The organism is Pedobacter arcticus A12 (assembly GCF_000302595.1).
Classification (GTDB): Bacteria; Bacteroidota; Bacteroidia; order Sphingobacteriales; family Sphingobacteriaceae; genus Pseudopedobacter; species Pseudopedobacter arcticus.
The window spans coordinates 141330-154887 of sequence record NZ_JH947127.1 but is presented as its reverse complement, the minus strand read 5'-3'; the positions used below and the strand labels follow the sequence as shown (position 1 = coordinate 154887).

13 protein-coding genes and 1 pseudogene are annotated in these 13558 nt (G+C 36.9%); 7 read left to right on the top strand and 7 right to left on the bottom strand.

Annotated features, from left to right (window positions below):
- Positions 1–8 precede the first annotated feature (8 nt).
- A pseudogene (locus B176_RS19540) lies at positions 9–1083 on the bottom strand (IS3 family transposase).
- A gap of 215 nt (positions 1084–1298) precedes the next feature.
- Between B176_RS19540 and B176_RS0112210 the strand changes: the two are divergent.
- The 7 genes from B176_RS0112210 (at position 1299) to B176_RS0112180 (ending at position 6526) form a co-directional block, all read left to right on the top strand.
- A complete protein-coding gene (locus tag B176_RS0112210; protein WP_017259102.1) occupies positions 1299–1910 on the top strand; it encodes a hypothetical protein in 612 nt (203 codons plus the stop codon).
- A 168-nt stretch (positions 1911–2078) separates the two neighbouring features.
- Positions 2079–2681 (top strand): hypothetical protein, encoded by a 603-nt coding sequence (locus B176_RS0112205; RefSeq protein WP_154647979.1) that lies wholly within the window; start codon positions 2079–2081, stop codon positions 2679–2681.
- A gap of 58 nt (positions 2682–2739) precedes the next feature.
- Positions 2740–3624, top strand: coding sequence for a hypothetical protein (locus tag B176_RS0112200; RefSeq protein ID WP_017259100.1), 885 nt, complete (start codon positions 2740–2742; stop codon positions 3622–3624).
- A gap of 130 nt (positions 3625–3754) precedes the next feature.
- A complete protein-coding gene (locus B176_RS0112195) occupies positions 3755–4369 on the top strand; it encodes a hypothetical protein (RefSeq protein ID WP_017259099.1) in 615 nt (204 codons plus the stop codon).
- Between the two features lie 112 nt (positions 4370–4481).
- Complete coding sequence (locus tag B176_RS0112190) at positions 4482–5042, top strand: Panacea domain-containing protein (RefSeq protein ID WP_017259098.1); 561 nt, start codon at positions 4482–4484, stop codon at positions 5040–5042.
- A complete protein-coding gene (locus tag B176_RS0112185; RefSeq protein WP_017259097.1) occupies positions 5039–5497 on the top strand; it encodes a hypothetical protein in 459 nt (152 codons plus the stop codon). The genes B176_RS0112190 and B176_RS0112185 overlap by 4 nt, the downstream gene beginning before the upstream one ends.
- Before the next feature lie 144 nt (positions 5498–5641).
- Entirely contained in the window at positions 5642–6526 is an 885-nt protein-coding gene (locus B176_RS0112180) for a hypothetical protein (protein WP_017259096.1), read from the top strand.
- 573 nt (positions 6527–7099) lie between these two features.
- Here the strand turns inward: B176_RS0112180 and B176_RS0112175 are convergent.
- The 6 genes from B176_RS0112175 to B176_RS0112150 form a co-directional block, all read right to left on the bottom strand.
- Positions 7100–9121 (bottom strand): TonB-dependent receptor, encoded by a 2022-nt coding sequence (locus tag B176_RS0112175; RefSeq protein ID WP_017259095.1) that lies wholly within the window; start codon positions 9119–9121, stop codon positions 7100–7102.
- A gap of 18 nt (positions 9122–9139) precedes the next feature.
- A complete protein-coding gene (locus B176_RS0112170; protein ID WP_017259094.1) occupies positions 9140–9952 on the bottom strand; it encodes a FixH family protein in 813 nt (270 codons plus the stop codon).
- A gap of 514 nt (positions 9953–10466) precedes the next feature.
- Complete coding sequence (locus B176_RS19535) at positions 10467–10835, bottom strand: hypothetical protein (RefSeq protein WP_017259093.1); 369 nt, start codon at positions 10833–10835, stop codon at positions 10467–10469.
- Between the two features lie 12 nt (positions 10836–10847).
- Entirely contained in the window at positions 10848–11615 is a 768-nt protein-coding gene (locus tag B176_RS0112160) for an ABC transporter permease (protein WP_017259092.1), read from the bottom strand.
- A 1-nt stretch (position 11616) separates the two neighbouring features.
- Positions 11617–12324 (bottom strand): ABC transporter ATP-binding protein, encoded by a 708-nt coding sequence (locus B176_RS0112155; protein WP_017259091.1) that lies wholly within the window; start codon positions 12322–12324, stop codon positions 11617–11619.
- Positions 12303–13526, bottom strand: a complete 1224-nt coding sequence (locus tag B176_RS0112150) for a nitrous oxide reductase family maturation protein NosD (RefSeq protein WP_202803348.1) — start codon at positions 13524–13526, stop codon at positions 12303–12305. Before B176_RS0112150 ends, B176_RS0112155 begins: the two co-directional genes overlap by 22 nt.
- Positions 13527–13558 lie beyond the last annotated feature (32 nt).

Genomic DNA, 13558 nt, shown 5'->3' with positions numbered 1-13558 from the left:
ATTTCCAATCAACATTCCTGCAACAAATCCGCAGGTGATCTAAAGTTGAGTGCCTGATGTGGGCGGTGATAATTATAGTCTGTCATCCATTCTTCTGTTTTTTCTCTTACCTCACTTAGTGAGTTAAAAATGTAAGCATTCAACAATTCTCTGCGGATGCTCCCATTACATCTTTCGATATAAGCATTCTGTGTAGGCTCTCCGGGTTGAATAAAAAGCAGTTCTACGCCATGTTCCTTTGCCCATTCATCCAGTTTATGCGAGATAAACTCGGGTCCGTTGTCCATCCTTATTTTCAGAGGCAGTCCTCTACACTCTCTGAGCATATCAAGTGTTCTGGTTACTCTTGACGCTGGAAGAGAGGTGTCAGCCTCCATGGCAAGCATCTCACGGTTATAATCGTCAACAACATTCAATAACCTGAACTTCCTTCCGTCCCAAAGGCTGTCGCTCATAAAATCTATAGACCATACCTGATTGATTCCATCGGGTACCGTTAAGGGTTTTTTCACTCTTGCAGGTAGTCTTTTCTTAGCTCTACGACGAATATTGAGTTTCATTGCTGTATATATCCTGTAAACTTTCTTATGGTTCCATTTAAATCCCCTTCGCCGTAATCGATGGTAACATTGCCAAAATCCGATGGAAACATGCTTCTGGGTAAGCAGAATAAGCTCGTGGATTATCTCTCCGTCATCCTCTTTCTCTTTAACTCGTAGAAACAGCTACTTCTATTCAGTCCAACACATTTACACGCCTGACGATGGCTCACTTTCTTTACCATCTCTTCCACCAACATCTCTTTATCGGCAGGCGTTAAAGCTTTTTTTCTACCGCCTCCTTAAACACTTCGTGTACCAGACTGAGGTTGGCGTACATATTTTTCAGTCTTGCATTCTCTTCTTCCAGCGCCTTCAATCTGGAAAGCTCTTTCACCTCCATTCCTCCGTAACGCTGTCGCCACTTGTAAAACGATGCGGTGCTGATACCAAGTTCCCGACAGAGATCATGTGCATTTCTGCCACTCTCATGTTCTTTGATTGCCTTGACAATCTGTGTCTCCGTAAATTTGATCCTTTTCATATCCCAATTAAATTTAAAGTTATTAAAATAGCCTCGCTAAGCTCGGGCTAGAATTCTACTTTTAATTGGTCTGAATTTCGGGAAGCTTACATCACTACATTGCGTCTCCTTATTGTTTCGATAAAGAATTTGCCACCGCTTTACAACTACAAAAAGAAGGTAAAATCATCATTGTCCCGATAATCGTAGAACCATGTGAATGGAAGTCAACGCCGATGCGCTCTATTAAAGCTTTACCAGACGATGGTGTGCCGGTTAGCGATTGGACAAATCCAAATAATGCTTTTGCAAAAGTTGCAGAAGAATTTAGGAAGCTATTGACAATAAATCCGGAACGATTAGTTTCAAAAACGGAATTCAATAATGAAACCAAAGTTCCTTCAAGAAGTTATAAAGCCAAAACAGTCTTTACCGAAGTTGACAAATTGGATTTTAAAGAAACTAGTTTTAAAAGAATAAAAGACTACTTTAAATCTGCAATATCAGAGTTTAACAGCATAGAAAATCTTCAAGGAAGATTTATAGGAGAAGACGCAAATCTTTTTACCTGCTTAATCTCCAATAAGGGAAATTTAAAAGATGCATATATTACGATTTCTATAGTGAATAATAATCATGGCTTTGGAGATTTGAATTACAGTTTTACACAAAATCAGCAAACTAATAACATCATTATGGATAAATCATTTTCAATTCGCAATGATGAATACAAACTTTACTGGACTTTAAGAAGTGTATATAATTCGCGAAATGAAGAAATATTGGATGCTAAACAAATTGCTGAAAAAATATGGGATGATTACATAGCGCAGGTTGGAGTTTCTTAGTCTTCAATTTATACTAAAGCGTTGGTTGATAGAAAATTAAATCATAGATTGTTTTTAAGTTTCTCTATATTAGTGAATTAAACCGCACTAAGTATGAACAAAATTTCAGTCTCGGATGTAATTAAATTCATCCGGAAATCCGCTAAAAGCAGAGTTACTTTTATCGCTTTGTTAAAGCGACCAGTCATAAAGAAAGAGGAGGATGGGAGCGGGGGTAATTATTGGGTACACTCGAGTAGTACAATTAGCCAGGTTTTCAAATCGGAAGAGTTAAAACAAATTGACCTTAAGATAGATGTTGTAGCGGAAAAAAAGCGAAATGCGACTCTAGAACGCTCAAAAAATATGTTTCAGAAAAATATTGAAATACTTGCAAGCTCGAAAGACATCGAATTTGGAGAACTCAAGCCCTATTTTGATGTAACATATTTAAAAAATGCTAAGTCCATTTTGGTCTTAAATGGCGTATCGATTCAAATTATTCCAAATCATGTTTTTGTGTACGAAAAAGATGATATCAAAAAGGTTGGGGCAATTTGGTTTGTTGCAAAAAAAGATGGATACAGTAAACAGGAATTAAGCTTGTTTGTATTTAGTTTATACCAGTATTTGATGAATTTATATTCATCAAAATATGAAGCTAGTATTGAATATTGCATTGCGTTTGATATAACTAAAGGTCATAAGCTGAATTATAAAGCAGTGTTAGATTTGGGATATTTAACATTTGTAACTGAGAATTTAAAATTGCTAAAGAAAGCAATTGATTAATGAAATCAGATCAAGAAAGAAATAAAACAATTTCAAATATCTATTTAGGTTATTGCAAATGAAATCATTTTATAGCATCGTACGATTTATCAATAATTCGCTGAGTAACGAAAACTTAGCGGTAGGGATGATTGTGATTTCTGGTAAGGATGTTTTTTATCAAGTTTCAGCTGATAAGGTTAATTTGGTGAAAAGAATAAATCCTTTAAACGTTTCATTACTAGAATATACTTTAGATAAAATCAAATCATTTATTGATGAGGAAATTATCTCCAATAAAGCTTTATTCAGCGATTTAACTTTTAATGTTGACTACCTAGAGCGCCTATCCATCTATAATAATGGGTTTTTAAAATTTGATAAACCAGCAGGGATTAATATGTCTTTTGATAAGGCAGGCTTTGATACTTTTTTTAAAAGATATATAGAATTGAATATTGATGTTCCGGCTAAACCAGTAATTGACCGTTCTTTTAGCAATGCCGTTAATAAGGCTTTTAGCGAACCCTTGAAAAACAAGATAGACATTAATTATAAAATGAAGAAAGGGATTATCCCCAATTTATTCTTCGATTATAAGCTTGACGGTATAGGTATGAACGGTGTAATTTATACTGTAAAATCTATAGACTTAAACGCTGAACCTCCAATTGACAGACTAAATACTCAAGTTACTGATTTAGAAAGCTTAAACCACCGGATAGACTTATTTGGTAGAAGTGCTTTGAGCCTTCAACCCGAAGAAAACAAACATTATTTGGTAGTCGATAAATATCAGGGCAAAAAGAGTTCTTATAAGAATCTATATGATATGTTGAAATCTCAATCTCCTAGTGATTATTCTTATTGTGTAATTGGTACTAACGAACTTGCAAAAGTAACTGAGGAAATAAAGAAAACTGGAGCAAAGAAGTTCTCTGAGGTGTTGAGTGAGATAGCCTAAGTTATTATTACTTTTTTTTGAACTTATAACCTAAACGGTTTAGCATCTGATTTAAGAAATAACCAGCCAAGTTCAGATACTAAAACTCAAAAAAGATTCTATTAATTGGACTTCTTCTACGCTCTACACAATGGATAACAATCTCAAAGAAATTAAGGCCACCATAAAAACAGGAGCAGAGTGCATTAGCAATAATGGTGTTTCTACCCAATTTAGTTTACTGGATTTTTGGCGCTGGAGTGTTTCAGATATTTTAAGCAATGCCACCCGAGGTAGGTTTGCAGAGTTTATTGTTGCTACGGCGGTCGGTGGTCATCCAGCTACCCTTAGAGACGAATGGGATGCTTATGATTTTATTTCGGAAGAAGGTATTAAGATAGAAGTAAAGTCGGCCGCCTACATTCAAAGTTGGAATCAGAAAGCGTTGTCACCAATAAGCTTCTCCATTAAAAAAGCTAAGGTTTGGGACTTGATAACAGATATGAGACAAAATGAACCATCAAGACATGCCGATGTTTATGTATTTTGTCATTTAAAACATATCGACCAAGATACTATTGACCCTTTAAAAATGGAACAATGGGATTTTTACGTTTTGCCTACCAGCACTTTAAATAATTATACCAGAAGTCAACACTCCATCACTTTAAACTCATTGATAAAGCTTGCTCCAGCAAAGACATATGCGGAATTAAGTGAGGCTGTTAGCGATGCGTATATCGATCATCTACAAGCGATTAAATAAAAAATATTTTGTAATTGAATGCAAGGAGTGCGATAAGTGAATAATTCAATAATGATTACTAAATAAATTAGCAATTTATTTATTTGTTCAATTTATTTATTACATTTGCTAAATGTCTACTTTCCAGGTTGATAAAGAAAAAACATTAAATGCTGCACTTTTTATTCTCACAAAACTTGGTGCTTGTGATTACCATAAGGTGTTTAAAATTTTATATTTCGCAGATCAATTCCATTTAAAAAAATATGGCCAACCGCTAACCGGTGAGAGTTATATTGCAATGCCTTACGGTCCGGTTCCATCTTTCTTGTATGATGTATTTAAGGCCGCAGAAAAAGGTAATTCCCCGTTTAAAGAAGCTATTGAACTTTCACGTCAATTTATAGTAAAACGAGACGGTAAAATACCGGTAGTAAGTGCTTATGATGAGGTGAATTTAGATGAGCTCTCGGAATCAAATATCGAGGTACTGACACAGGCACTGCGTGAAAATAAGGCATTAAGTTTTGAAGAATTAGTTTCTAAATCTCATGATGAAGCTTGGGCAAAAGCAGAGCAACAACAAGACACTGAAATATCCTATTTAGATATGGCAAAGGTAGCTGGTACTAATGAAGAAATGTTAAAGTATATTTCGTTAAATGCAGAAAACAGCTCTTCAAACTTGGTATGAGTTCTCTTTCAGAGTCTTTTTCATCTAAAGATAGAGAAGAGTTTGCGAAACGAAATCTCAAAATTGGCTCTGTTATAAAAGTCTTCGTTTCTGATACAAATCCTCCGAAAGAGAAGCGCTTAGTTTTAGTAGGAATTTCCTACGATCAAATTTATTATGCAAGCATTTTTTTAAATACAGAAGTAAATGCAAATATATTTTATACCACTGCATTAAAGGATTTACACGTAGAATTAAAAGCTATTGATAGAGCCTACCTTGACCATGACTCTTTTGCCGATTGTTCACAAATTCAAAAGCGAAAATCAGATTGGTTGCTGGAATTGATTAGAGATAATCCCTCTAAGGTTTTGGGCGAATTGAATGAATATGATCTTAAGCTACTGCAAAACAAAATAAAATCTGCGCATACTATTGCTCCTGCGATGAAAAAAATATTTGGCCTTTTTTTGTGATATTGACCTAACCTACAACGGTAGGTTTTTTATTTTGGTTGTAATTCCAAAAAACTGGATTGAGTAAAGCGGGTAAATAAAAGAAATCTAATTAGATAAAGAAAGAAATAAAACAATTTCAAGTATCTATTTAGGTTATTGCAAATGAAATCATTTTATAGCATCGTACGATTTATCAATAATTCGCTGAGTAACGAAAACTTAGCGGTAGGGATGATTGTGATTTCTGGTAAAGACGTTTTTTACAAATTTTCAGCAGAGAAAGTTAATTTGGTAAAAAGGATAAACCCCCTAAATGTTTCATTACTAGAATATACTTTAGATAAAATAAAATCATTTATTGATGATGAAATTGTCTCTAACAAAGCTTTATTCAGCGATTTAACTTTCAATGTGGACTACTTAGAGCGCTTATCTATTTATAACAATGGTTTTTTAAAATTTGATAAGCCATCAGGCATTAATATGTCCTTTGATAAGGCAGGTTTTGATGATTTTTTTAAAAGATATATAGAATTGAATATTGATGTTCCGGCTAAACCTGTTATTGACCGTTCTTTTAGTAACGCGATTAGTAAAGCTTTTAGCGAACCCTTGAAAAACAAGATTGATATTAATTATAAAATGAAGAAAGGGATGATCCCCAATTTATTCTTCGATTATAAGCTTGACGGTATCGGCATTAACGGCGTAATTTATACCGTAAAATCTATAGACTTAAACGCTGAACCTCCAATTGACAGACTAAATACTCAAGTTACTGATTTAGAAAGCTTAAACCACAGGATAGATTTATTTGGGAGAAGTACTTTGAGTTTAGAGCTTAATGAGAATAAGCATTATTTAGTAGTTGATAAATATCAAGGTAAAAAAAGTTCTTATAAAAATCTATACGATATGTTGAAGTCTCAATCTCCCAGCGATTATTCATATTGTGTAATTGGCACTAGCGAACTTGCAAAAGTCACCGAGGATATTAAGAAAACTGGTGCAAAGAAGTTTTCTGAGGTGTTGAGTGAGATTTCCTAAGCAGTCATTGCGAGTCGCTTTTCAAGACGAAGCAATCTGCAAGTTGCGAAGGTTAGGTCGTGGTTGCGCAGAGTGGCATATAGAGTCTTATGCAAAAGAACCTAGGGATTGCCACAGCGCCATCACTTTTGCCCAACCCTTCAGCTTCGCGATGAACGTGGGAAAGCGCCCATTCACAAAGGCTAAAAGTGTAAACCTTTTCTTTTTTCAGATGGAGGAAAGAAGTTTCTAGCCTTTCTGGCGGCATTGAGTCGGGGCGATTTCAATATCCTGAATAATGTTTAATTCGTACTGCAGAACGCAGGGTCGTCTGCGACAGACCCTGCTTGGACAAAAAAGAAAGTAGTGTCGTCTACGAACGATCTTTTGTAGATGAAAAATCTCGTCTTGTCAATTGGCTAACCACCCCCAACCCCCGCCAGCGGGGGACACTTGTATTGTGGGAAAAAGCTACTATGATGTAAGAATGAGTTTAGTTTCCGTCGCTTGGAGATCGCCACAGCGCCTACACTCTAGGCTGGCGCTTCAGTTTCGCGATGACGCGGGAAAAAGAAGACGATGACACGGTAAATATCAAAAAACATAAGACAATCCCATCATCACATTTCTTCCTGGTCTTGGGATATTGCCCCAATCCAAATGATCTTGATAGTAGGTGTCGAACAGGTTTTCTACGCCGGCATTCAGTTCTAATTTGTTCTGTTTTACTTTAAATGCATAAGTTCCTCTTAAATTAAATAGCGTGTAAGCAGGTGTTGTTTTCTCGTTGACCATGGTGCTCACTTTGTTTTGAGCGGTTGCCCAAATGTTTTCTGCCTGTAAGCTGAATTTTGATTTCGCGTACCTTACAGAAGAAGTTAGTTTGAACGGAGAAATCAGTGGCAATGGATTATTGTCATTGTCTGTGCCTTTGGTGTAGCGGGCGTTGCTGATGAGTTGTAGGTTTTTTAGCAATACCGTACTTAAACCGATTTCGAAGCCTTTTAAATTTGCATGGGCAATTTGCTCGTAAACTTTTACGCCGTTAGCGCCTATCGTCATCACACTTAATTCTGGGTGGTATTTGCCGAGTGTATAATTTTGGATTTCGTTATTGAACAAAGCCACAGTGATGTCTGTAAATTTGGTTTTATAGCCGGCATTTAGCTCCATATTAAAAGATCGTTCGTCTTTGATGTTTGGGTTGCCGATGTAATCATAACCGTCATAAGCATTAAAAAGGTAAAATCCGTACAGCTCATTGGTAGAAGAAGGGCGTTCGCTATAGCCGATGTTGATGGATGAATGGAAATTCCCTGATTTATAAGTTGTTCCACCGTTGATGTTTTTTAACAGTTTAATACGGGCATTGTCAACCTTGTAATTGAAAACTTCCAATTGGGTGCGACCAATTTCACTGGTGATTTTTGAGCTAGAGTAATCCAAACGTCCGTTTAAGTTAATCGTAAATTTTTTGTTCAGTAGGTAGTCATTGTTGAGGTATAAACCTATGGTGGTATTTCTTACATCTGGCCAAGTGAGCATAAACATGGGCGCACTATTTTGGGGATACATGGTCATTTCTGCCCGAGTTAAATTGGTGTAACCATCCGTTCTAATGGTCAATAAGTTTTTTGAATTGAGGGTAATCGCAGTTTCTGTGTAAGCGCCATAAGTATCGCTCCAGCCGGGCATATCCATGTGCATTGGTGTTAAGGGGCGTTTGGTGTCGTCCATGCTGTGGATAATGTTGTTGCCGTAAACTTTAGTTTCGAAATAGGTGAAAGCCTTGTTTTTAGGAAATACCTTGTAAGAAAGCGCATAAATTCTCGCTTTCGCGGATGAAACATCCATAGGTAAGGCGGCGTAGCCAATATTCCAACCATCATCTGCTAAAACATCTAAGCTCAAAAAGCTATTGTCACTCAACATGTATTTACTGTTGACACTGAAGTTCAATTTCTGATACTGCGTAAAAGGGACTTCTTGACGGTTGGCTAGGTAATTTCCGGATTTGCGGTAAACACCACTAAAGCGTATACCGAATCTTTTTGCGCCATAATTAAGTTCCAATACATTGTTGGTACTTTGTGATGCTAAAGAGTAAGAACTGGTAAACATACCGCTCACCGTTTTTTCTGTGCCTAATTGTGCTTGTGCCAATTGTAAGTTCAATGAACCGCCAATGTTAGACCCAAACTTACTCGCACCGGCAGAGGTAGCCAATTGGATGCTTTTTAGGTTTGAGGGTTCTACATAAGAAGTTGGCGGATCCATGTGATCTGTACAGGCACCGAAAATTTTGATTCCGTCTAGGGTTAAGCCGATCTGGCTGGCAGAGAAACCGCGGATAACCGGTTCCATGGCGTAGTTTCCTCTTCTAATTAGGTTCACTGCGGCCAAGCGACTTAAAACATCTTCCGTAGAAGATGTTTTAGTGCTTTTATAGAATTTTAGCAAGGCATTGTCGCCACTTACTTTTTCGGTAATTACTACTTCTTGTAAGTTGCAGTGTTTGTAAATGCTGTCAGTTGGGCAACACTCCTGTGCGGAAACATTGCCGAAAGCCAAAAGACCTAAACCTAAACCGATTGCTATAAATTTTGAAAATTCCATAATTCAGAATTTTAGGTGTTAAAAAGTAATTTTGAAAAAGGTGTCTTCGCCGATTGTAGTGCCAGAAGCATCTTTGATTTTTAGGTTTACCTTCCAGTAACCACTCATGGTGAAGTTTACTTTGCCTTTGTAATGACCATTAGCAACGAATGTTGGGTTCACATTGTTTGGCGAACCATGTCCCATATCTGGCATTTCTGGAGTCATTTCTACCGTAAAATCATTTACAGGTGTATAAGTATTAGCGTCAATTTTTCTGCTGATCTGTAATTCAAAATCGTTGGCTCCAATTTTATAAGCTGGGTTTGGAAGCAGTGCAACTATATAATTGGTTTTGTCTGCGGTGCTCGCCATGATTAAACGAGACTGCTTTGATTCCTCCACCTTAATGGGGATGATGGCTTTTTTATTGTTGTTTAAAGTCACTTCCATTTTCCAAAAACCAGAATCTGAAGTGGGCATGGTGAATACTGCGGCAGCGGGAGTTAAATTGTTTTTTTTAGCTGCTGCATCTGCCTGTTCAAAAGGAGAGGAGTGAGTCATGGTCATTCCGCCGGTCATTGTCATGGTCATCATTGGTTTGATTGCGAATGTGGCGTCGGATTTTGGTTCATTAGTCGTTGCATCTAAAGCTATTAGGTATAGTTTGTTATAGCCTGTATTTAAATCAGCATCAGCCCAAATTTGAAGTTTTGTATTTGCATCAGTGATCATAGCTTCGCCAACTTTTATTTTGTTGATTGTTGGGTTAGGGCTTTCTTCGCTTTTTTCACAAGAGGTGAAGAGGAAAGGGATGATTGCTATGACTAGGTATTTTGTTAGATTTTTCATTTATTTTTAAGTGTTAAGATGTTAGTATTAAGTAGCAAGTGTTAAGTAGCAAGATGCTTATGTTTTGGCATCTGCGCTCATGGCTTGCCTGCCCTCATGCCGGGCAATGGCAGTGACTTTTTTTTCCGCAAAAAAAGTAACCAAAAAAACTCTCCGCTGCGCCGGTTGCTATGAAAGGAAGTGGGTTTACTTTTTTCATCGGTGCCGCAACCGCCAAGGCGGAATTAAATGTGAACGTTGGTCAGTGCTTTTGCTGGGTGGACTTGCGGGGGTTTAAAACATGTGATAATATGTTGAGACGCAAACTGCGCACATAATTACCATTTAGCTCTGTGAACTCCGCGTTCTCTGTGGTTACAAAAAAACTGAACGTTCAAAAAGCCTATGTGCCTATGTGTTTTTTTTACAAGACGCTCAAGCTGACACTAAATAAGTATCAATTACTCTGCTATCTCCGTGAAAAACCTCTGTGACCTCCGTGGTTGTCTTCGACTTCGCTCAGACTGACGACGTTTTAAGAAATTGGAGGAGGATGAAAAATAGAGGTTGGGGGATTGATTAAGAAAGCAGGTTTAAAAAATGCTTTCTCGTTTTTGAGTTCCACCACTAAATTGATGAACTCGAAGTTAGTATCTGGGTGAACTAAAGCATCCAAAACTCTACTATTGAATGCTTTTTTATTTTCTTTTTCCTGTTCGGTTTTCTTTAATAATTTACTTAAAACACATTGCCCATCGCAATGCATCTCGGGTTTTTTGATGTTCTCACACTGGGTTTTTGCAATATAGTTTTGGTTGGCTTCAAAATAGAGGAACACCCCAAATTGCGCTGCAATTTGAAATATAAATGTTAAAATAAGAAAAGTAGTGAATACTCTTTTCATCTCTATTTTTTGTTATAAATCTTTCTTTTTGAATATTCTTAACGAAGCCCACAAAGGTAATAAAAACCAAACCATCAGCATAATTAAAGTGAAGGCAATGCCAATGCCGCTTCCAAAAAACTGTTGGTATAATGCACCGGTATAGCCCATCAACGCCGCAATATCCAACTGTAATAAAATCAGTATCCTAGCTAAATCTATTGGGTTAAAAGCTGTAATGGCAATCAGTACTTTCTCTAATGGATAATCGCTAAATGCAAATAAGAACACCAGTACCAATCCATCAAAAATAATGGAGCAGTAAAACCACATCATCAAAGCTAAACCTATTCCCTTTGCTTTATCACGCATCAACACTGAGGATAAAAAGGCTAAGGATATAAAGCACAATGTTAATAAACTGCCGGTAAGTATTAAGGTTAAGCCAGTTACGGATAATGCAAATAAAAGAACTGGTACACCAACTCCTAAAAGAAATGCACCGAGAATTGCAGCGCTGATACCTAGGTATTTGCCCATTAAAATGTTTTTACGACTAATGGGTTGCGACACCAAAAGCTCCGTAAATTCTGACGCGTTAAAATAATAAGTGGTTGCGTAAACTACACTTACCAAAGGCACAATGATTAACATAACCGTGGTGATGCTTACCAAGCCTTTTGTTACGTCTTCATCTGCCATGAAAATGCTTACGCAAATTGCAGCTAACAATAGGGTATAGGCAATAATAACTTTACTTTTGATGATATCGAGCGAAATATATTTGGCGATCTTAAACATGTTACGATAGTATTTTGGTGAGTGCTTTACCTAATCTTTGTTCGCCTGTTTCGGCTTTTAAATCGGCTAAGGTTTTATAGAATTTAATGTTGCCATCTAATAGGTACATTACTTTATCGGCCAGTTCATCTACTTCGTTTAAAATATGCGAAGTAATTAAAATCAGTTTTCCTTTTGCTTTTTCCTGTAAAATCTTGTCTTTCAAGATCTCAGCAGAAAGGGGATCTAGGCCCGCTGTAGGTTCATCTAAAATTAAAACGGGTGGGTTAAACAAAAAAGCTAAAGCGGCACTTACTTTCTGACGGGTTCCTCCAGACAAGGTGTGCATGGCTTTGTTGTACATAGCATCCAAACCGTAAGCGGCAATTAAATCGGTGTCTAAATGCTCATAAACTCCCCTAAGGTCTTTCATCATGTCAAACAGATCACCAATTTTCATATTATCAGGGTAGCGACCAATCTGTGGCATATAGCCAATGTTTTTTTTGTATTCGAAACTGTTGGCTATAGATTTTCCATCAAATAAAATTTCTCCGCCATCTGGAATTACCATGCCCAAAATGGATTTGATTAGGGTAGTTTTTCCGGCAGCGTTTGGACCTAACACGCCTACAATCCCGCCACGGCTGAAATTGCAGTCAACCTGCTTAAGTACCTGTAGTTTACCGAAGGATTTTTGTAGCTGTTTTATTTGGATAATATCTTCCATGGTTTCATTTGTGGGCTGTCGTCTTTAACTGATAAAGGAGTAATTGAAGGAATGGAGCGCTCTACCTTATCTAAAAGGTTAACGATAAAACTCCTCATTAAAATTACACTTTGTGGCACTCGCTCTATTATTTGTGCGTATAAACTTATTGGGCGGTAAGGTACGTCACCTTTGCCATCCTTATTCAAATCATAACCTTCGTACTTATCCCAATAGTTATTACTGAATTTGTTCTCTAATAGCTCTCCGTTGGTGGTAACATCAAAGGAATTGCCTTTGAAATTATTGATAGAAAATTGGTTGTCTTCGCAATTTGATAGAATTCTGATTGCCCAACCGTTGTTTAAAAAGCTGTTTTTGATGATTTTATTGCGGTTACAGCTTTCCATAAAAATAGCAGAGGTATTTTTGTAAAAGATATTCCCTTCAATGTGGCTGTCTAAAATTTCTTTCAGCAATAAACCATAAATGGAGCTTCCCCAGTTTTCGTTAAACTGATTGTGCAACATTTTGATTCTTTTAGAATACATTACCGCAATACCTGCCTGGTTGGTGGTGAATTTGTTGTTTATAAATGAGTTATCGTTTGAGAACATAAAGTGCAGGCCGTAGCGCAGGTTATTCTCACTTACGTTCTGATAAACTTTGGAGTGTTGCACAAATTCAAAGTAAATACCATCTCGGTGTCCGCTAACATGGTTTCTCGCTACTTCTATGCTGTCAGATTTCCAACCTTGGATTCCGTTGCCGGCTTTTCTTTCTTGCGCTGTACCCGTTAAAGTATTGTTGATGATTTTAACTTGATGTGAATCTGAGATATAGATACCGAAAAAGTTGTTTTTTAACTGATTGTTGCTGATGGTTGTATTTCTAGCCTGGAAAATTCTGATGCCAGCATAGTCTCTTAAATCGCCAACTTTGGAGTTTTGGATAACAAAACCGTCAAGCTTAACATGGTCTGCTTTAATAGTCAAAACCTCTTCCTTAAACTGGGCATCTAACACCGGCATACCTTCGCCAATAATGGTAACCTGCTTGTTAACAATGGTATTGTGGGAAGCATAAGTTCCTTTTTTTACAAGAATAGTATCACCATTTGATGCTAAGGCAATAGCTATTTTTAGCGAATTAACTTTTGTATTAGGTGCTACAATAATTGTTTTTGCAAAAGTTTGAGCATGCATAGATCCTATAAATAGCATCAGTAAAACTCTTAAATATAAACTATTGTTAA